Source organism: Lacisediminihabitans sp. (genome assembly GCF_036404185.1).
In the GTDB taxonomy this organism is placed as follows: domain Bacteria; phylum Actinomycetota; class Actinomycetes; order Actinomycetales; family Microbacteriaceae; genus Lacisediminihabitans.
In genome coordinates this window covers 1-19,555 of record NZ_DASWPB010000090.1, presented here as the reverse complement: position 1 = coordinate 19,555, position 19,555 = coordinate 1, and the positions used below count along the sequence as shown (strand labels likewise).

17 protein-coding genes are annotated in these 19,555 nt (G+C 67.0%); 5 read left to right on the top strand and 12 right to left on the bottom strand.

All coding sequences use genetic code 11. The annotated features are described in order from the left end of the window. Positions 1–556, top strand: a 556-nt coding sequence (locus VGC18_RS05880) for a hypothetical protein (protein WP_331095218.1), incomplete at its 5' end; no start/stop codon positions are given. Here the strand turns inward: VGC18_RS05880 and VGC18_RS05875 are convergent. From VGC18_RS05875 to VGC18_RS05835, 9 genes are all read right to left on the bottom strand, one after another. Further along, on the bottom strand, positions 495–1,760 hold the full coding sequence (locus VGC18_RS05875; RefSeq protein WP_331095216.1) for a saccharopine dehydrogenase family protein: 1,266 nt from the start codon (positions 1,758–1,760) through the stop codon (positions 495–497). The genes VGC18_RS05880 and VGC18_RS05875 overlap by 62 nt on opposite strands. A 199-nt stretch (positions 1,761–1,959) precedes the next feature. Further along, the gene (locus VGC18_RS05870) at positions 1,960–3,465 is read right to left on the bottom strand and encodes an alpha-N-arabinofuranosidase (RefSeq protein WP_331095214.1); all 1,506 of its coding nucleotides are present in this window, start codon (positions 3,463–3,465) and stop codon (positions 1,960–1,962) included. Positions 3,466–3,555: 90 nt separating this feature from the next. Beyond that, a complete protein-coding gene (locus tag VGC18_RS05865) occupies positions 3,556–4,476 on the bottom strand; it encodes a carbohydrate ABC transporter permease (protein WP_331095212.1) in 921 nt (306 codons plus the stop codon). After that, positions 4,473–5,423 (bottom strand): sugar ABC transporter permease, encoded by a 951-nt coding sequence (locus VGC18_RS05860; RefSeq protein ID WP_331095210.1) that lies wholly within the window; start codon positions 5,421–5,423, stop codon positions 4,473–4,475. The genes VGC18_RS05865 and VGC18_RS05860 overlap by 4 nt, the downstream gene beginning before the upstream one ends. A gap of 73 nt (positions 5,424–5,496) precedes the next feature. Next, complete coding sequence (locus VGC18_RS05855; protein WP_331095207.1) at positions 5,497–6,816, bottom strand: ABC transporter substrate-binding protein; 1,320 nt, start codon at positions 6,814–6,816, stop codon at positions 5,497–5,499. A gap of 474 nt (positions 6,817–7,290) precedes the next feature. Continuing rightward, positions 7,291–8,313 (bottom strand): LacI family DNA-binding transcriptional regulator, encoded by a 1,023-nt coding sequence (locus VGC18_RS05850; protein ID WP_331095205.1) that lies wholly within the window; start codon positions 8,311–8,313, stop codon positions 7,291–7,293. Between the two features lie 94 nt (positions 8,314–8,407). After that, positions 8,408–9,637 (bottom strand): multidrug effflux MFS transporter, encoded by a 1,230-nt coding sequence (locus tag VGC18_RS05845; RefSeq protein ID WP_331095203.1) that lies wholly within the window; start codon positions 9,635–9,637, stop codon positions 8,408–8,410. A 179-nt stretch (positions 9,638–9,816) separates the two neighbouring features. Next, a complete protein-coding gene (locus VGC18_RS05840) occupies positions 9,817–10,557 on the bottom strand; it encodes an alpha/beta hydrolase (protein WP_331095200.1) in 741 nt (246 codons plus the stop codon). A gap of 10 nt (positions 10,558–10,567) precedes the next feature. Beyond that, on the bottom strand, positions 10,568–11,395 hold the full coding sequence (locus tag VGC18_RS05835) for a siderophore-interacting protein (RefSeq protein ID WP_331095198.1): 828 nt from the start codon (positions 11,393–11,395) through the stop codon (positions 10,568–10,570). A 32-nt stretch (positions 11,396–11,427) separates the two neighbouring features. Here VGC18_RS05835 and VGC18_RS05830 point away from each other — a divergent pair, with 32 nt between their 5' ends. The 4 genes from VGC18_RS05830 to VGC18_RS05815 are packed head-to-tail and all read left to right on the top strand — an operon-like array spanning position 11,428 to position 15,349. Beyond that, positions 11,428–12,444 carry an iron ABC transporter permease gene (locus VGC18_RS05830; protein ID WP_331095196.1) on the top strand — a complete coding sequence of 339 codons (1,017 nt, stop codon included), beginning with the start codon at positions 11,428–11,430 and terminating at the stop codon, positions 12,442–12,444. Beyond that, positions 12,441–13,496, top strand: a complete 1,056-nt coding sequence (locus VGC18_RS05825) for an iron ABC transporter permease (RefSeq protein WP_331095194.1) — start codon at positions 12,441–12,443, stop codon at positions 13,494–13,496. Before VGC18_RS05830 ends, VGC18_RS05825 begins: the two co-directional genes overlap by 4 nt. Then, entirely contained in the window at positions 13,493–14,302 is an 810-nt protein-coding gene (locus VGC18_RS05820) for an ABC transporter ATP-binding protein (protein WP_331095192.1), read from the top strand. The genes VGC18_RS05825 and VGC18_RS05820 overlap by 4 nt, the downstream gene beginning before the upstream one ends. A gap of 33 nt (positions 14,303–14,335) precedes the next feature. After that, complete coding sequence (locus tag VGC18_RS05815; protein WP_331095190.1) at positions 14,336–15,349, top strand: ABC transporter substrate-binding protein; 1,014 nt, start codon at positions 14,336–14,338, stop codon at positions 15,347–15,349. Positions 15,350–15,376: 27 nt separating this feature from the next. On the opposite strand, the gene VGC18_RS05810 is transcribed toward VGC18_RS05815, so the two are convergent. The 3 genes from VGC18_RS05810 to yicI all read right to left on the bottom strand — a co-directional run. Continuing rightward, entirely contained in the window at positions 15,377–16,573 is a 1,197-nt protein-coding gene (locus VGC18_RS05810; RefSeq protein ID WP_331095188.1) for an ROK family transcriptional regulator, read from the bottom strand. A gap of 9 nt (positions 16,574–16,582) precedes the next feature. Next, the gene (locus VGC18_RS05805) at positions 16,583–18,004 is read right to left on the bottom strand and encodes a GH1 family beta-glucosidase (protein WP_331095186.1); all 1,422 of its coding nucleotides are present in this window, start codon (positions 18,002–18,004) and stop codon (positions 16,583–16,585) included. Then, the coding region (gene yicI, locus VGC18_RS05800; RefSeq protein ID WP_331095184.1) for an alpha-xylosidase at positions 18,001–19,555 on the bottom strand (1,555 nt) is incomplete at its 5' end. The genes yicI and VGC18_RS05805, both read right to left, overlap by 4 nt.

Here is a 19,555-nt window from a genome sequence, read left to right as displayed (position 1 = left end):
ACCGAGGCGGGAGCTCATCCGCACCGCTCTCCTTCTCTGCGTCGTGGTGCCCCTGCCCATCCTCGGCGGGCTGCTCCTCCTGGGCATCCCGACCGGCCGCTGGCCGATCGCCGTCGTCGGCGAGGCGCTGCTCCTCCTGCTGTGCGTCCCGGCGCTCGCCCTGTTCCGAGGGGCCTTCGTCGAGGTCACCGCGACATCCATCGTCAAGCGCGGAGCGTTCGGACGCCGGGTGGTCCACCCCTTCGCGGACATCAAGGGCATGGTGCTCGCCCAGGTCTATCGGACGTCGTCAACCGACACCCTGCCCCAGCTGCTCGTGCTGGACCGGCACGACAACCGGGTGCTGCGGCTGTCCGGCATCTTCTGGAGGGAGGAGTCCATGCGTGCCATCGCCCTCGCCATCGACTCCCCGCTCGAGACACCCCCGGATGCACTCACCCGGCGCGAGCTGCGTGCCCGCTATCCCGGCGGGGCCCGATGGCTCGAGCCGAGGCCTAGCGCTCCTCGATCCCCCAGGCCTGGCCGTAACCGCCGTCGGCCTCCGGCCGGGCCATGAGCTCGAGGAACACCTCGGCGTCGAAGGCCTCCGGACCGCTGACCCCGGTGCCCGACCAGGCACCCGAGGCGAGCAGCTCCAGCGCGATGACCGGGCTCAGCGCGGTCTGCCAGACGACGCACTGCGCGTCGTACTCTCCCATCGTCCAGGCGTTGTCGGCGACGTGATAGAGGTACACCGACCGAGGTGAGCCGTCGAGACCGGTGCCGGTGACCCAGAGGCCCGCACAGGTCTTGCCGGTCATCCGCGGTCCGATGCTCGCCGGATCGGGCAGGCCTGCCGCGACGACATCGCGCGGGGCCACCCGAACGGGACCGACGGCGGAACGCACGGTCACCGGATCGGTCTTGTCCAGGCCGAGCCGGTGCAGGGTGCGCAGAACGCCGATGAACTCGTCGCCGAGGCCGTACTTGAAGGTCACCCGCTTGGCGTCCAGCCAGCGCGGCATGAGCAGCACCTCCTCGTGCTCGACGTTCACGCACTCCACCGCGCCGATCCCCTCGGGGAACTCGAAGACCTCCGGCTCGCTGAACGGCTCCGTCGTGTACCAGCCGCGGTCCCGCTCCCAGATCACGGGAGGGTTCAGGCATTCCTCGATCGTGGTCCAGATGCTGAAGGAGGGGGCGAAGATCTCCTCGCCCCTCTCGTCGCGGACCACCAGGTTGGCGCCGTCGCGGACGCCCAGCTCGTCGATCTGCCCGAAGAGGTGATCGGCGGCGTATCGCGCGAAGACATCGCTGAGCCCCGGTTCCACGCCCATCCCGACGAGGGCGAGGCGACCGGCACGCTCCCAGTCGGAGGCCTGGGCGAACTGGTCGTCACCCAGTTTGATGCCCGTCAGCCGGTAGGGGTCACTCGGGTGCGGCTCGGACAGGCTCATCGCCATGTAGAGGTAGTCGGCGCCGGCGGCGAGCGCCCCGGCGAAGACCGTCGGCACGAACTTCGGCTCGACCGCGTTCATGACGTGGGTCACCCGGTGCTCGCGGGCGAGGGCCGCCACACCGTCCGGGTCGGAGGCGTCGATCCGGGCGGCGACGAAGCGCCCCCGCTGCGGGCCGTGCCTCGACTCGATCCAGGCCATGGTCCGCTCGGCGCGGGAGAGGTCGTAGTCACTGACGATCATTGTCTCGAAGAAGCGGCGGCGAGCGGCGATCTTGGCGATCGCATCCCCGACCCCGCCGGCGCCGACCAGGAGGATTCTCATGGCTCCCAAGCTAGCCGGTCGACACTGCCGATGGACACCATCCCCGACCGAGCACTCATTCATCGGCCGCGCTGAGCGCCATCCCGCCGCTCAATCGCTTCCGTCTCAGCTGATGGATGCGCTCCAGGGGTCGGTCAGGGCCAGGCCGATGTCGGTGAAGTCGCGGATGTTGCACCACCGTTCAGCAGAAGAGCCAGGGCTATGCAAACGAGAGAGCGGTCCACGAGACCGGCGGAAGGGTGACCGTGATCGTTCCCTCCACGACCCCCGCCGATCCGTTGTCGACGAGCCCCACCCGATCTTGATCGTCGCGCGTGTTCTTCGCATAGACGTCGTCGTCGGACAGCGTCAATGCCTCCAGGATGCCGGTGGCCCCGAGAGCGGTCGCGTCGATCTCCACGGTGCGCGATTCGTGCTGGTCGCGGTTCACGAGGAAGACCGCTCCGGTGCCCGACGTCCTGTCGAAGGTCGCGACGGAGTCGACCAGATCCGCCGGTCCGTACACATCCGTCTCATACTGCGCCGTCGTGATCCTGGGTTTGATCACCTCTCCCTTCGCGAGCCGGCTCGTGGCCGCAAAGGGGAAGAACGTGGTCTGCCGCCAGGCATCGCCGTTCGGCTCGGTCATGATGGGCGCGATCACGTTGACCAGCTGGGCGAGCGAGGCGGAGGTGACCCGATCGCTGTTCTTGAGGAGGGTGATCAGCAGATTGCCGAGCACGACGGCGTCCGCCACTGTGTACACGTCCTCCAGCAGACGGGGGGCGTACGGCCATCCTTCGGTGATGACCCCGGACTCGTTGTGCTCGTCGAGGTACCAGATGTTCCATTCGTCGAAGGACAGATTGACCGTCTTCGTGCTGTGCAGCTTGTTCTTCACGTGATCGGCGGTCGTGACGACCGTGGCGATGAAGTACTCCATGTCGAGGGACGAGGCCAGGAAGCTCCCCAGGTCGCCCTTGCGCTCCTGGTAGTAGGCGTGGCAGGAAACATAGTCGACCGACTCGTAGCTGTGCTCCAGCACGACGCGCTCCCACTCCCCGAAGGTGGGCATGGAGGAGCCGGAGGACCCGCACACCACGAGCTCGAGCTTCGGATCCACCATCTTCATGGCCGAGGCCGTGCGCGCGGCCAGTTTCCCGTAGTCCTCGGCGTTCATGTGGCCGATCTGCCACGGGCCGTCCATCTCGTTGCCGAGGCACCACATGCGCACATTGTATGGTTCGGGCGAGCCGTTCGCGGCGCGCAGGTCGGAGAGCGCGGTGCCGCCCGGGTGGTTGGCATACTCGAGCACGTCGAGTGCCTCAAGCACGCCCCGGGTCCCCAGGTTGACCGCCATCATGAGCTCGCTGCCGGTCAGCTTGCACCAGCGGGCGAACTCGTCGAGACCCACTTCGTTCGTCTCCAGCGAGTGCCAGGCGAGGTCGAGTCGTTTCGGCCGCTCGGACCGCGGCCCGACACCATCCTCCCAGCGGTATCCGGAGACGAAGTTCCCGCCCGGATAGCGGATCGTGCTCGATCCCAGCTCCTGTACCAGGTCGACGACATCGAGTCGGAACCCGTCCTCGTTGGCCGTCGGATGGGTCGGCTCGTAGATGCCGTCGTAGACACAGCGCCCCAGGTGCTCGACGAATGAGCCGAACAGACGGCGGTTGACGGGTGCGACGATCGCGGTGAGATCGAGAGCGATCTGGGCATCGGACATGATGTTTCCTTCTCTGAGAACTGAATGAATTGTTTCGCTGAATCACACGACGACCCGGCGACGTACTGCTGGAGAACGCAGACTAATGCGCTATTTGACACTGCCCAGAGACAGCCCCCCTTGCCAATATTTCTGCAGGGACAGGAAGGACGCGATCAGCGGGATGACCGAGATCAGGGCGCCCGTAATGACGATGTTCCACAGCGATTGGCCGCCGGTATTGACTCCGGCCTGCGTCTGTAGGGCTCCGAGGCCAACCGTGACCGGGAACAACTGCGTGTTCGACAGCATGACGAGCGGAAGGAAATAGTTATTCCAGGTGCCGACGACAGACAACAACAGAACGGTCACGAGAGCCGGACGAAGCAGAGGGAGGGAGACCTGGAAGAAAATGCGGAGCTCGCCGGCGCCGTCCATTCTCGCGGCGTCCACCATCGGTTCAGGGATCGCGTCCTGGGTGTAAACGCGCATGAGATAGACAGCGAACGGGTTGAGCATCGATGGAAGAATGACCGCCCAGACCGTGTTCGTGAGATGCACGCTGCTGAACATGACGAACAGGGGGATGACGAGAGCGGTAACCGGCACCATCACCGAACCAAGCAACAGGGAGAAGAACGGCCCGCGCCCGCGGAACGGATACATCGCGAAACCGTAACCGGCAAATACCGAAAGCACCGTGGCGCCCAGTCCCCCCGTGAAGGCATAGAGAAAGGAATTGCCGAGCCAATGCCAGTAGATGCCTCCGGAATAGGTGAACAACGACTCGATATTGGCGATGAAGTCGAAATGACCGAACCACAGCGGGTTGGTCTTCCCATCAAAGAGGGTCACCTGGCTCTTGGTCGACGCGACGAGAAGCCACCAGAACGGAAGAGCGAAATAGACGATGAACGCCCCGAGGACGATGTGCGGAACGACCTGACGTCCACCCCGGATGCCTCGTCCTCGTGCACGATCGGTGCGACGGTTAGCCCTCGTAGAGGCCGGACTGACGAGAGCTGTCATCATGAGAGACCACTCTTCTTTCTCGTGGCAAGCAGGAATATATACGAGCCGATGAAGACCACCAGCCCCAGCGCGAACGAGATCGCCGATGCGTAATTGAATTGCGAATAGGAGAACGCCAGCGTGTACGCATAGATGTTGGGCGTGTAGGAGGACGTGATCGACCCCGAGGCGAGACTTCTCAAGATCTGCGGTTCCGTGAAGAACTGCAGCGTTCCGATGAGGGCGAAGACCAGAATGAGCACCAGCGACGAGTAGATCATCGGGATCTTGATGCGAAGCGCCGTCTGCCACGCGTTCGCCCCGTCGATACGCGCCGCCTCATAGAGCTCCGGATCCACTCCCTGCAGCGCCGCATAGATGATGATCATGTAGTAGCCCGCCCACTGCCAGGTCACGACATTCACCAGCGATCCGAAAACGTTGCTCACCGACAGCAAATGCGGAGCTGGAAGCCCGAACCACCCTGCTATATCTGCGGCGGGACCGAAGCTCGGGCTGTAGAGAAAGCCCCACATGAGCGCACCGATGACCGCGGGCACCGCGTACGGCACGAAGATCATCAGACGAGAGAACCGAGAGAAGCGTGTGGTCAGCGCGTCGAGGAGGAGGGCCGCGACGATCGACACTGCCATCTGGATCGGAATGAGAATGAGGGCAAACCTGACAACCAACCAGACGCCGTCGAGAAAGAGCGGGTCAGTGAACGCCTTAGCGTAGTTGGCGAATCCCACCCAATGAGTGCCGGTTGCGACCGTCTTGTTCTGGAGGCTGAGGACAAAGGCATAGACAAGCGGGGCGATCAGGAAGACCGCTAGGAAGACTGCGAACGGCGCAACGAACAACCAGCCCCACCGTGCGCGTCGCCGGGACACTCGCCGTGAAGACGTTGGATCGCCGCGGCCGGCCGTGCTCGCTACGCCGGACCTCGGTGCCGTGATGATGGACACAAGCTACCTTTCGCTGAAGCTGTAGGAAGAGCGTGCGGGGCGACCGGCCAGCGGCCGCCCCGTGCCGGATGGATTATTTGACGGTGTATCCCTGGGTCTTCGCGTAGTCCACGACCGCCTTCTGATAGGCCGCAAGAACCTCACTCGGCGTCTTCTTGCCGCTGTTCGCCGCGTTCACCGCCTCTGTGAGCTTGTCGTAGGCGAGGTTCTGGAACGGACTCACCTGGAAACCCTTGTATTCCGTGGCGGCGTTCAGGAAGACATCCTTGTTGATCTGCTGACCCCCGAAGAAGTCGTACTTGAGGTTGCTGAAGTAGTCCGACTCCAGGATCGGCTTCCAGAGCGGGAAGAGGGCCGCTTTCTCGATTCCGACCTTCCAGGCCGCCTCCGTACCGAATATCTCCTTGGCTACGGTCGCAGCGGCCTTCTTGTCCTTGGCCTGCGACGTAACTGCGAAGGCCGAACCGCCGATGTTGACCTGCTTGGGATCGCTCCCGGACCACTGCGGAATGGGTGCCACCTTCCACACAGCGTCCTTGTCGGCCCCTTCGAAGCCTTTCAGATAGCCGGGCAACCATGCGGCGGCTATGACGGATGCATAGGTGCCGTCGACGAGATGGGTGTTGTAGTCAGTCGTCGAGGCATCCTCCGTGCCAACCAGCTTCTTGGACACCAGATCTTCCCAATAGCTGAGGACCTTGTTACTCGCCGCGTCGTTGAGATCGATGGTCACATTGGTTCCGTCGATCACATAAGGCGTCGAGCCCGCCTGCGCGAACAGTGCCTGCTGATATGCACGGCCGTTGCCGGGGAAGTCCGTCATCAGAGTCTTGGTCCCCGCGTCCTTCAACTTCTGGGCGTCCGCTGCGTACTCTTCCCACGTGGTCGGGACCGTCAGCCCATACTTGTCGAAGAGATCCTTCCGATAGAGGAGTCCGACCGGTCCGCCGTCCACAGGGATGGCGTACACGCCGCCATCGCTGGACTCGTCTGCCCAAGCGCCCGCAGAGTAGTTGTCCTTGACCGAGGCGGCTCCATATTTATTCAGGTCGACCAGAGCGTCGCGCGGGATGTAGCTCTGTACGACCTCCGTTTCGAGCATGACGACATCCGGCGCGCCGGACCCCGCCTCGACTGCAGTGGAGAACTTCGTGTACTCGTCGTTTCCCGCCCCCGCGTTGGTCCAACAGATTTGGATCTTCTTGTGAGAGTTGTTAAACAGATTGACGACGGATTTGAACTGGGGATACCAGGCCCAGACACTCACCACCTTGGCGTCCGGGTTGACGATCTTGTTCGCGCAACTCGATGCAGAGCTGCTGCCGGACGAGCAGCCCGTCAGGCCGGCGACGAGGATGGCCGCCGCCCCTCCTACGGCAAGAATTCGCTTCATTGTGATTCCCTTCGCGGTGTCTAGACACCTTCGTCTAAGCCACTGCCTTGTTCGGCAGCGGCGGCCGCGGAACTCAGCGCGAGCCGAGGACCGATCGGCTCTGTGATGGTTGGAACTGGGGTGCTCTACCGACATCCAGCTGCATCGACGCGGCGATGAAATCGGCCGATGAAGGGAGAGATGCCGGGTGGGATGCGAGGGAGGACACGGCACGATTCGACTGTGAAATGAGCGTCACGAACGAATCCTCCTCGATTCAATCGCGTCGACGAATGTGGTCCCCTAGGGGACACGATCCTCGACAGTCAACTTTTTACAACGTTGTAGGTAAACGTTGTAGAAAAGAATATTGATGCCTGCCCCCGATGTCAACGTCTGAATTCGAATCAGCGGAACGTTGGCGCAAGCGTGCATGTTTCGCAATTCCAGCTGTCCGAATCCCTCAAGAAGGCGACAGATTCCAGAAGGCGGCGGTCAGCGCGGGTCGAGGGCCGTCGATTCGCGCGGCACGACAGCGAAGGAGGCGAGATACTCACGCGGTGGGATGTCTGCGGCGGGCTGCCGAATGCGCTCCAGCAGGAAACGCACCGCGACCTCGGCGATCTCGTCGCGACCGGGATTGATCGTGGACAGGGTCGGCAGGGTGTATCGCGTCTCATCGATGTCGTCGAAGCCGATGACCGCGACATCGTCCGGAATGCGCCTGCCGGCCTCCTGCATGACCCGCATCGCCCCCAGGGCGATCGAGTCGTTGAAGGCGACTACGCCGTCGAACGGAACGCCGGACTCCAGGATGAGCCTCATCGTCTCCGCACCCCCCGAACGGAACCAGCCGCCGACCTCACCCACGAGAGAATCGTCGAAGGGGATGCCCGCCTCCGCCAGGGCCTCGCGATAGCCGGCGAGGCGCAGCCCGGCGGAACCGATGACCTCGCCGTGGTGCGCGCCGAGGGCGACGATGCGTCGGCGCCCCAACGAGATCAGGTGCTCCGTCGCGGCCTTGGCGGCCTCGGTGTTCCGCATGGTCACGTGGTCGGTCGGACCGTTGAAGATCCGCTCGCCCAGCAGCACCATCGGAGTCGTGATGTCGTCCAGCAGGTGGGCGTCGTCCTCACCAAGCGCGAGCACGCTGTACAGGATGCCGTCGACCATCTGCATCCGCGGGCCGCGCAACAGGGCGAGCTCGGTCTCGCGACTGTCACCGGACTGCTCGATGATCACCGAGAGGTCCTGGGCCTTCGCCGCCCGCATCACGGCGTCGGCCAACTCGGCGAAGTAGGCGTTGCGCAGATCGGGGATGATGAGGCTGATCACTCCGGTGCGGCCGGAACGCAGGCCTCGCGCGGAGAGATTGGGCCGATAGCCAAGCGAATCGATGGCCTCGAGAACCCGCTGACGGGTATCCGGACGGATGTACGGATAGTCGTTGATGACGTTGGAGACGGTCTTGATCGACACCCCGGCGACCCTGGCGACGTCGTGCATCGTGATCGACATCTCAATCACTCCTCATCCGTGGGCCCATGGCACGTCACGCGTCGCCAGCGCACGTGTCTGGTGCGACTTTACAACGTTGTCATGACGCCGCGGCTCACGACGTGAGCGCGGGCACCGTCTTCGGTCGCACGATGAACCAGAGCGCGAGGATCGACGCGACCGAGGTGATCACCATGACGGAGCCCATCGGCACCGCGTTGTGGATCCCGAAGAGGCCCACGATGGGCGAGATCAGTCCGGCGAGACCGAAGTTCACCGCACCGAGCACGGATGCCGCGGTCGCCGCCTCCCCGGGATGGTTGATGAGCCCGAGCACCTGAACGAGCGGAAAACCGAATCCGCAGGCCGTGATGAAGAACCACAGCGGGATCAGGATGCCGAGCAGGCCGACGTGCAACGAGTCGAGCACGACGATGGCGATCGAGGAGGCGAGCAGCATCGCCGTCGACCAGGCGAGGATCCACTGCGGCCCGATGGTCCTGGCCAACCGCGAACTGGTCTGCACACCGATGATGATGCCGACCGAGTTCACGGCGAACAGGAGGCCGAACTGCTGAGCGCTGAGTCCGTAGACCTCCTGGAAGAGGAACGAGGACGACGACAGGTAGGCGAAGAGGCCGGAGAAGCTCATGCCGGCGATGATGGCGACGCCGACGAAGATCCGGTCGCCGAAGATCGCCCCGTATCGTGCCCTCGCTGTGCTGTGCCCCAGGTCGCGCCTGCGTTCCGGCGGGAGGGTCTCCACGATGAAGAAGACCGCGGCGAGCACGACGACGATGCCATAGACGATGAGGAAGACGAAGATGCCGCGCCAGTCGACAAAACGGAGCAGTTGCGAGCCGATCACCGGTGCGACGACGGGGGCGAGCCCGTTCACCAGGGCGAGGCGGGAGAGCATCTTGACGAGGGGGACCCCGCCGAACAGGTCCCGCACGAGCGCCATCGCGACCACACCGCCGGCCGCCGCTCCCATGCCCTGCAGCATCCGGAAGCTTCCGAGCAGGACGATGTTCGGGGCCAGAGCCGCCCCGAGGCTGGCCGCGACATGAACCAGGCTCGCGATGATGAGCGGGTATCTTCTGCCCACCCTGTCGCTCCAGGGCCCGACGAGCAGCTGGCCGAGGCCGAAGCCGATGGTCGTCGCCGTCAGGGTGAGCTGGATCGCCGCCGGCGTGACGTGCAGGTCCTGCTGCAGCGCGGGGAAGGCGGGCAGGTAGAGATCGATCGTGAACGGCCCGAGTGCGGTGAGCGCGCCGAGAACGATGATGTAGACCAGCCGCTGCCGGGAGGTCAGCGAATCGCCGGGATGCACAACGGTGGTCACGAATGGTCCTTGCAGGGTGTGATGACGGGGCGCGGCACCGTGCCGAACGGGGCGACGCCAAGGGAGGGGAGACTGTCTGCTGATTGACAGCCTTCTCCAAGCCTAACGACATCGTGACCCCTCTCGTGCGGGTCCGGGGCGGTCCGGCGGCGGCCGACTGGCGGGTCGACTTCATGCCCTCAGGAGCGGATCCCGTCGAGGAACCCCTGAACGATCCGCCCGACCTCGTCCGGTCGTTCCCGCACGAGCATGTGCGAGGTCCCGGGAACGATCGCCAGCCGCGCGTGCGGAATGCTGTGCCGGATGAGCTCCGTGTGATCGCGCGCGATGAGGTCTCCGTCGCCCGCCATGACCAGCACGGGCATCCGAAGGCTCATCAGGGCCTCGGGATCGATCTGGGGCTCGGTGTCCCACATGTGCCGGATCCGCTGCAGCACCTCGTCCGCGTGCCCGGGACCGTCCGGGGACAGGCTGTCGTATTCGAGCGCGACGCGGTCCGCTTCGCTCGAGGGCATGGCGCCGTGCTGCTCCGGCTCCGGCCGGTAGACGTCGTCTCCCGGCCGGAGGTTGCCGCTGATGTGCACCAGCGAACGAGCCCGCTCGGGGTGCGCGAGCGCGAGGAGCAGACCGATGTTCGCCCCGTCGCTGAACCCGACGACGTGGACGGATGAGAGTCCCAGCGTGTCCATGAAGGCGAGGGTGTCCGTCACGCCGTCGTCATAGTGGTACGGCCCGGCCCGGTCGGGGGTGCGCCCGTGTCCCGGTCGTTCCGGCGCATGAACCGCGTATCCGGACAACCGCTCCGAGAGGTCGCGCATCACCTCGGCCGAGCAGAAGCCGCCGTGGAGGAACACCACGGGCTCGCCCGTCCCCGTGATATCGAAGTAGGCCGAGACGCCGTTGACGCCGACGTAGGGCATTCCCGCTCCCCTACTGCGCGAGCTCGGCGCCGGAGCTGTGCTTCCAGTAGCCCGAGAAGACGATCCGGGACTTCTGGAGGCCCGCGCGATGCAGCGCGCGGCGGCCCTCCGTGGCGAGGCTCGACTCTCCCACGACGTAGGCGTAGCTGTCGGGGGGAAGGCCGCCCAGAGAGCGCACCGCCGCGAGCGCGGCGGAGCCCGGCACGGCATGATCGCCGTCGCGCGCGATCCAGTCGACGCGGATGCCGTCCGGTGCGGTGAGCTCGAACCGGTCGTCTGCGCTCGGCACCTCGAGGATCGCGACCCCGTGTGCCTCGGGATCCAGCCGACGCAGGATGCCCCGGACGGCGGGAAGACCCGTCTCGTCACAGGCGATCACCACCGGCCCTGCCGCCATGTCGGGGTCGAAGATCAGCCCCTGATCGAGGATGGCCACCGGCGAGCCCGCCTCGGCCGTCGCCGCCCACCTGGCCACCGGCGCGGCGAGCTCTCCCGACTCGTAATGCAGCACGACGTCGATGTCCAACTCGACCCCGGCATCCGTCGCCCGCACCTCGGCGACGGTGTAGTTGGCACAGTGCGGGCGCACCGCCTCGTCGAGGGCGAGATACGGCTTCCACCAGGAACGCCCGACGACCCCGGGCAACTCGAATGGCGCACCCGGCGCCCGGGGGATGAAGAGCCGGAACCAGTGATCGAACCCCGCGTAGGAGAACTCGTCGAGATCACCGCCCGCGAGGGTCACCCGCTGGAAGGAGCGGCTGAGCCGGCGCGTGCGGGCGACACGAGCCTCGAAGGTCCGCGGGTCGTTCGGCATCAGGCGCGGGTGTCGAGTCACACAACCATGTTAGGGCAGCCTAAGCTAACCGAGTGACCTCATCCGGCCCCCTTCCCCGCACTCGTCACACCCCGTGGCTCGTCCTGGCGGCCGTCGCCGGGGTCGTGCTGGTCGCGTTCGCCAGTCTCGCCCTCGGCAGCAATCACCTGGGACTCGGCACCGTGATCGATCGTCTGCTGCACCCGACGGAGGATGCCGGTGCGATCGTCTGGGGCTCACGGGTGCCGCGCACAGTGCTGGGGGCCCTCGTCGGGGCGTGCCTCGGGATCGCCGGCGCGGTCATGCAGGGCCAGACCCGCAACCCGCTCGCCGACCCGGGGCTCTTCGGCGTCTCGGCGGGGGCCAGCCTCGCCGTCGTCATCGGCGTCTACACGCTGCACACCACCTCGACGACCGTCGTCCTGCTGCTCGCCCTCGTCGGGGCGGTCGCCGCGAGCATCGTCGTGTTCTCCGTCGCGGCCCTGGGACGGGGGTTGGCCAGTCCCGTTCCGTTGGCCATCGCGGGCACGGCCGTGTCGGCGCTCTTCGCTGCGGTGACGTCGTTCCTCGTCCTCAGCGATCAGACGACCCTCGCGGCCTATCGGGTGTGGGTGGTCGGTTCGCTCTCCGGCCGCCGTCTCGACGACCTCGGGATCGTGCTCGCCTTCGTCGCCATCGGCCTGCTGCTCGCCGCCGTCAACACCCGCTCGCTCGATTCGCTCGCCCTCGGCGCCGAGATGGCACGCGGGCTCGGGGAGAGCCTGCTGCGAGCGCGGCTCGTCGGCCTCGGCGCCATCACCCTCCTCACCGCGGCATCCGTCGCCGTCACGGGGCCGATCGGGTTCATCGGACTCACAGCGCCGCACATCGCGCGCCGGATGGTCGGTGGTCGTCATGCGCGACTCCTGCCGATGTCGGCCGTCATCGGGGCGCTGGTGCTGCTCGCGAGCGACGTGATCGGGCGGCTGATCGGCGGACTCGCGGAGGTCTCGGTTGGAGTGGTGCTCTCGGTGATCGGCGGCGTCGCGTTCGTCGCCATCGTGCGCCACGGTCGGATGGCGGCGCTGTGACCGCGCGGTCCGAGACGCCAACCCGATCGCGGATGCGCCCCCGCTCGCGCACGGCGACCGTCACCGTCCTGTCCGCGGTCGTCGTGCTCGTCGTGGCCGTGATCGCCGTCGCGATCGGTTCGACGACCCTTCCGATCGGGGACGTCATGCGCGCGCTGGTCGGAGCCGCCGACCCGACACAGCAGTTCATCGTGCTGACCTTCCGGCTGCCCCGCGTGGTGTGTGCGCTGCTGGTGGGGGCGTGCCTGGGTCTCGCGGGGGCGCTCACCCAGACCTTCTCCCGCAACCCGCTCGCCACCCCCGACATCCTCGGTGTGACGTCCGGCGCCGCGGTCGGTGCCGTCGTGACGATCGTCATCGGTGGCGGCGGCTACGCGGTCGGGGCGAGCCTGCTCGGGTTCGGCATCCCGGTGGTGGCCACCGTCTTCGGGCTGGCAACGTCCGCCGTCGTCTATGGGCTGTCCTGGCGGGGCGGGGTCGACAGCTATCGGCTCATCCTCATCGGCATCGGCGCGACGGCGGCGCTCACCGGCGTCACGAGCTACCTGCTCGTCCAGGCGCAGATCACCCAGGCGTCCGCCGCCGCACACTGGCTGGCGGGAAGCCTGGCCGGCATCTCCTGGACAAGCATCTGGCCCGTGCTCGTTGTCCTCGTCGTCGTCGCGCCGATCGCCGCCGCCCAGTCCCCCGCGCTCGAGGTGAGCGGCCTCGGCGATGACCTGTCCGTCGGCCTCGGGGTCGCCCTGCAACGCCACCGCCTCATCGTGATCGCGTGCGCTGTCGTGCTGACCTCCGCGGCGGTGTCCGCAAGCGGTCCCGTGGATTTTGTGGCGTTCGTCGCCCCCCAGGTCGCCGCCAGGCTCGCACGACGGGGCCGGCCGCCGCTCGCGGCATCCGCCCTGCTCGGCGCCTCCCTCGTTGTCATCGCCGACCTCGTCGGCCGCGCCGTCTTCCCCTGGGAGGTGCCCGTCGGGATCATCACGGCGATCGTCGGCGCGCCCTACCTCATCTGGCTGATCACGCGACACCGCTCCCAGGAGGGGACCTCATGACACACATCCCGACGCTCGCGCTGGAGGCACGTGACCTCACGCTGGCCTACGAGCGCGCCGTCGTCTTCGAACACCTCGACCTGGGCGTCGAGCGGGGTTCGGTGACGACCCTGATCGGCGCGAACGGTAGCGGAAAGTCGACGCTGCTCAAGGCGTTCGCTCGGCTGCTGACACCGCGCGCCGGCGCCGTGCTGCTCGATGGGGAACCCATCAGGGGCCAGTCCACCCGGGCGATCGCGCGCCGACTCGCGATCCTGCCGCAGAAACCGCTCATGCCGTCCGCGACCAGCGTGCGCGACCTCGTGTCGCGGGGGCGGCATCCGCACCAGAGCCTGCTCAAGCCGTGGACCCCGGCCGATGCGGCGGCCGTCGACGAGGCCCTCGCGGCGACGGGGGTCGCCGAGCTGGCGGACCGTGACGCGGCCTCCCTCTCCGGTGGCCAGTTACAGCGCGCCTGGATCGCGCTCGTGCTCGCGCAGCAGACCGCGGTCGTGCTCCTGGACGAGCCGACCACCTTCCTCGACCTGAGCCACCAGCTCGAGGTGCTGCGGCTCGTCCGTTCGATGAACAGCGAACGCACGACCACCGTCGTCATGGTGCTGCACGACCTCAGCCTCGCGGCCCGATTCTCCGACCGTCTCGTCGTCCTCGGCGACGGACGGGTGCTGGCCGACGGAGCCCCCTGGGACGTGCTCACTCCCCCGGTGCTGCGCCATGCCTTCGACCTCGACGCGATGGTGATCAGCGACCCCGCGACGGGGACTCCGCTGGTCGTCCCGCGCGAGCCCGCCCCACATCGGGCTTGACAGGTTGAGGTTAGGTTAGGCTACCCTTAGGCCATGGTGTCTTCTCCGGCCGCGCGCCGCCCCTTCGCCCTGTTCGCCTCGCTGCTCGCCGTCGCCCTGGTGCTGGCCGGATGCTCGTCGCCCGGTTCGGGACCGTCCGCGACCGGCTCCTCCGACGCCTGGGTCTACAGCGACGCCATCGGCACGAAGGTTCGCGTCGACCACACGCCGACGCGGGTCGCGGCGTTCGCGGACCAGGCGCTCACGCTGCTCAGCTACGGCATCACACCGGTCGCGATCTTCGGCAGGGTTCCGGTGAAGACCGACTCGCGTTTCGCCGGATACGACCTCTCGAAGACGACGATCGTGGGCAACAGCTACGGCGAGATCGACCTCGAGAAGCTCGCGGCCGCGAAACCCGATCTCATCGTCACCGGCATCTACCCCACCGATCGCAAGGGCACCCTCGACACGACCCAACCCGACTACGGGATCAACGACCTCGAGCAGCAGAAGCAGCTTCAGGCGATCGCGCCCATCGCCACCGTGGAGGTCGGCGGCGCCGGCCAGGACGTCATCGACGCGAACGTGAAACTCGCCGAGCGCCTCGGGGCGAAGGCCTCCACGATCGCCGCGGCGAAGAAGAGGTTCGACACCGCGGCGGCGCGCCTCACCGCCGCGGCGAAAGCCCACCCCGACATCGAGGTCACCCAGATGTATGCGGACGCCGACGGGGTCTATGCCGTCAAGCCGGACGACGAGCCGGTTACCCAGCTCTACAAGAGCCTCGGAGTCGACCTCACCGACCTGCACCCCGACGGCGAGTACTACTGGGACAAGTACAGCTGGGAGAACGCCGGCCAGATGATGACCGGGGACGTGGTCCTGGTCAACGTCGAGGGCTACCAGGTCGCCGACCTCAGGAAGCAGACGACCTTCGCCGACGACCCCGCGCTGAAAGCCGGCCAGGTCTATCCCTGGATCGACGCGGCGCTCAACTACACCGCGCAGGCCGCGCAGATGAACAAGCTCGCCGATCTCATCGAGAAGGCGAAGTCCGTCTCGTAGCCGGCGGCGAGAACGTCCGTCGCGCCCTCACTCCCGTTGCGCCAGGGCGAATCCGGCCGGATCGGCGATGAGCGGCTCGAAGGCCAGCTCGCCCGCGCCGATCATGAGCAGATCGTGCCCGAGCTCCGCCCTGGTGACCCGCACGCTCTCCCTCGACGCCTTGAGCGGTTGTGTCGCCAGCAACTCGTCGAGGTGCTCTGGGGCGACCTCGTAGAGGGACCCGAGAAAACCGCCGAGGACGATGAGCTCCGGATTGAGGGTGTTGATGGCGTTGCGCAGGGCGACGGCCAGGAAGCCGAGCTGGCGGTGCACCTCGTCCAGAACCGCCGGGTCGGTCGAGGCGACGAGGGCCGCCTCGAACTGGTCGGCGTCGGCGTCGGTCAGTCCGAGCAACGCCAGCAGGCGCTCGCGCCGCACCTCGGTCTCCAGGCATCCGACCGCGCCGCAATGGCAGACGATCCCGGCGCTGTTGACCTGGGTGTGGCCCAGCTCGCCCGCGTACCCGGCGACCCCGCCGAGCGGTGATCCCGCGGCGATGATCCCGCCGCCGATGCCGCTCGCCCCGCCGTTCAGGTAGATCATGTCGGTCACCCCGCGGCCGGCGCCGAAGGTGCTCTCCGCGAGGACCCCCAGATGGGCGTCGTTCGCCGCGAGCACCGGATAGCCCGTCGCCTCGCGCAGCAGGTCGGCGAACGGTTCGTCCTCCCAGCCGAGATGCGGGGCGAGCCGGACGAGTCCGTCCTGGGTGCGCACGAGTCCGGGGACGGCGACGCCGATCCCGACGATGCTGTACGAGTCCAGTTCCCCGCGCATCGCCTCGATGGCGCCCGCGCTGATGCCGACCGCCTCGCCGACGGTCGGCGGATGCCCGGTCGCCTGGCGGATCCGCCTCAGCACGGTGCCCCCGAGGCCGATCACGCCGATGGTGACGGCATCGATCTCCGGGTTGATCGCGATGCCGACCGCGCGCGGATGCGGACGGACCATGGGGCTCGGGCGCCCGACCTGGTTGCTCGAGTCCGGCTCGGCCTCGACGACCAGCTCCCGGTCGACGAGCTCGGCGACGAGCGCCGCGACCGTCGACCGGTTGAGCCCGGTCTGCCGGGTCAGCTGCGACCTGGACAGTCCCCTGCTGCGGTGCACGAGGCCGAGGATGACCGACAGGTTGTGCCGACGGACGTGATCGTTGCTGTTGCCCCGCCCGGCCTGCGCGCTCTCCGTCATCCCGTCAACCTACTCCGGGATGACGTGCGTTCTGACCAACTCGGAGTACCAGAGCCCGCTGTCCTTGACCGTGCGCACGAGGGTGTCGTAGTCGACCCGGACGACGCCGAACCGCTTGCTGAAGCCGTAGGCCCACTCGAAGTTGTCCATGAGCGACCAGACCATGTAGCCGCGCAGGTCGACGCCGCCCTCCATGGCGCGGTGCACGGCGGTGAGGTGACGACGCAGGTAGTCGGTGCGCTCCGGGTCGTGCACCGCGCCGTCGGTCACGACGTCGGCGAAGGCCGCGCCGTTCTCTGTGATCATCAACGGCAGATCGGGGAACTCGGCGTGGACGTCCCTGAGCAGCTGCTCGAAGCCGTCCGGCGCGATGTTCCAGCCCATCTCCGTGTACGGGCCGTCCTGCTGCACGAACTCCACGCGGTCCGCCCCCGGCCACGCGCTCCCCGCCGACGGCTTGTGGCCGTCCGCGCTGACCCGCTCACTGACGCCATCCCAGATGCGCACGGCGTTGGTCGAGTAGTAGTTGATGCCGAGCACGTCGATCGGCTGGTGGATGATCTCGAGGTCACCCTCCTGAACGAAGCCCCAGTCGGTGATGGACGCGGTGTCGTCGAGCAGGTCCTGCGGGTAGGCGCCGTGCAGCATCGGCCCGGTGAAGGCACGGTTGCCGAGGGCGTCGATCTGCCGCACGGCCTCCGCTCCCGTCTCGCCGACGCCGCGCAGGGCATGCAGGTTGAGGGTGACCGAGTACTGCGGGTCGTTCGACACGACGGCCCTCAGTGCACTGAGACCGAGCCCGTGCGCCAAGTTGAGGTGGTGCACCGCTGCCAGCGCGTCCGCGCCGTCGGTGCGTCCCGGGGCGTGAGCGCCGGAGCCGTAACCGAGATACGCGGAGCACCACGGCTCGTTGAGCGTCGTCCAGATCTGCACCCGGTCGCCGAGCGCTGCCCCGATGACCCGGGTGTACTCCTCGAAGCGGTAGGCGGTCTCACGATTGACCCAGCCGCCCTTGTCCTCGAGCGGCTGCGGCAGGTCCCAGTGATACAGGGTCGCGATGGGCGTGATACCGCGGGTGATGAGGCCGTCGACGAGCCTCGAGTAGAAGTCGATGCCCGCCTGGTTGACCTCGCCAGAGCCGGTCGGGACGATGCGGGGCCAGGAGATCGAGAACCGGTAGGCCTGAAGGCCCAGCCGCTTCATGAGGTCCAGGTCCTCCTCGAGCCGGTGATAGTGATCGTCGGTGACGTCGCCGTTCGCGCCGTCGGAGATCCGACCGGGAGTGTGGCTGAAGGTGTCCCAGATGGAGACACCGCGGCCATCCTCGTTCCAGGCGCCCTCGATCTGGTAGCTGGCGGTGGCCGCACCGAAGACGAAGTCCTCGGGAAAGACGAGACCGGAGTCCCGGTAGTCCGCGTTGCCTGAGCTCATAACTGTATTTCTGCCTCTCCCGTTGTCGTCGTGACGGCATCGGCGCCGATCACCCGGACGGACCACTCTCGCGCGGTCGCAGAACTCACGCGCAGACGGTCGGATGTCCTCTCGACCGTGAACACCGCGGTGTCACCCGTCGGGGTGGTCACCACGATCTCTCTGCTGCCGTCGATGTTCTCCGGGAGCGATGCCGGATAGACCTCGAGTGTGAGCCCGTCCAGGTAATCGTAGTCCGGACGGTCCTCGCGGGCGCCGACGGCCAGCACCGCGCCGTCGCGCACGTAGAGCGGCAGGCTTGTGAAGCCATGGGTCTCGCGCCGCCAGCCTCCTCCGGCGACGACCTCGCCCGTCCAGTAGTTGGTCCAGCTGCCGGCAGGCAGGTAGAACTCCGCCACACCCTCGGCGTTGAAGACGGGCGCGACGAGCAGGTCCGGCCCGAGCAGGTACTGGCCGTCGAGATGGCCGACGGCCGGGTCCTCCGGGAACTCCAGCTGCATCGGCCTGAGGACGGGAGTCCCCTTCTCGGATGCCTCGATGCCCGCCGCGTACAGGTACGGCATGAGTCTCAGCTTGAGCTTCGTGAAGATGCGGGTCACCTCCACCGCCTCCTCGTCGAAGGCCCACGGCACCCGATAGGAGTCACTGCCGTGAAAGCGGCTGTGGCTGGAGAGCAGGCCGAAGGCCGTCCACCGCTTGAACACGCCGGCGTCCGGCGTTCCCTCGAAACCGCCGATGTCGTGGCTCCAGAAGCCGAAGCCGCTGAACGCCAGCGACAGACCGCCGCGCAGCGTCTCGGCCATCGACTCGTAGGTCGAGGTGGAGTCGCCGCCCCAGTGCACAGGCATGGTCTGGCCGCCGGTGGTCGCCGAACGGGCGAAGAGGACGGCGTCGCCGACGCCGCGGGCCTCCTCGAGCACGTCGAAGACGGCCTGGTTGTAGAGCTGCGTGTACCAGTTGTGCATGCGCTCGGGGCTGGAGCCGTCGAAGTAGTCCACCTCCGTCGGGATGCGTTCGCCGAAGTCGGTCTTGAAGCAGTCGACCCCCTGGTCGAGCAGATGGCGCAGCTTTCCCTGGTACCAGCGCGTCGCATCCGGATTGGTGAAGTCGACGAGGGCCATCCCCGCCTGCCACAGGTCCCACTGCCAGACGCTCCCGTCGGGGCGCTTCACGAGGTAGCCGGCCGCCTTGGCCTCGGCGAAGAGCGGAGACCGCTGCCCGATGTACGGGTTGATCCACACGCAGAGGTGCAGATCCTTCTTGTGCAGGCGGGCCAGCATCCCCTCGGGGTCGGGGAAGGTGCGGGGATCCCACTCGAAGTCGCACCAGTTGAACTCGCGCATCCAGAAGCAGTCGAAATGGAACACGCTGAGCGGCAGGCCGCGCTCGGCCATTCCATCGATGAAGCCCGTGACGGTGGCCTCGTCGTAGTCGGTGGTGAAACTGGTCGAGAGCCACAGACCGTACGACCAGGCCGGCACCACCGCCGGCCGGCCGGTGAGCCGGGTGTAGCGGTCGAGCACCTCGGCCGGGGTGGGGCCGGCGATCACG

Coding starts and splice junctions, on each gene's coding strand:
- VGC18_RS05875 (WP_331095216.1), bottom strand. CDS start 1,760: ATGAGAATCCTCCTGGTCGGCGCCGGCGGGGTCGGGGATGCGATCGCC.
- VGC18_RS05870 (WP_331095214.1), bottom strand. CDS start 3,465: ATGTCCGATGCCCAGATCGCTCTCGATCTCACCGCGATCGTCGCACCC.
- VGC18_RS05865 (WP_331095212.1), bottom strand. CDS start 4,476: ATGATGACAGCTCTCGTCAGTCCGGCCTCTACGAGGGCTAACCGTCGC.
- VGC18_RS05855 (WP_331095207.1), bottom strand. CDS start 6,816: ATGAAGCGAATTCTTGCCGTAGGAGGGGCGGCGGCCATCCTCGTCGCC.
- VGC18_RS05850 (WP_331095205.1), bottom strand. CDS start 8,313: ATGTCGATCACGATGCACGACGTCGCCAGGGTCGCCGGGGTGTCGATC.
- VGC18_RS05840 (WP_331095200.1), bottom strand. CDS start 10,557: ATGCCCTACGTCGGCGTCAACGGCGTCTCGGCCTACTTCGATATCACG.
- VGC18_RS05820 (WP_331095192.1), top strand. CDS start 13,493: ATGACACACATCCCGACGCTCGCGCTGGAGGCACGTGACCTCACGCTG.
- VGC18_RS05815 (WP_331095190.1), top strand. CDS start 14,336: ATGGTGTCTTCTCCGGCCGCGCGCCGCCCCTTCGCCCTGTTCGCCTCG.
- VGC18_RS05810 (WP_331095188.1), bottom strand. CDS start 16,573: ATGACGGAGAGCGCGCAGGCCGGGCGGGGCAACAGCAACGATCACGTC.
- VGC18_RS05805 (WP_331095186.1), bottom strand. CDS start 18,004: ATGAGCTCAGGCAACGCGGACTACCGGGACTCCGGTCTCGTCTTTCCC.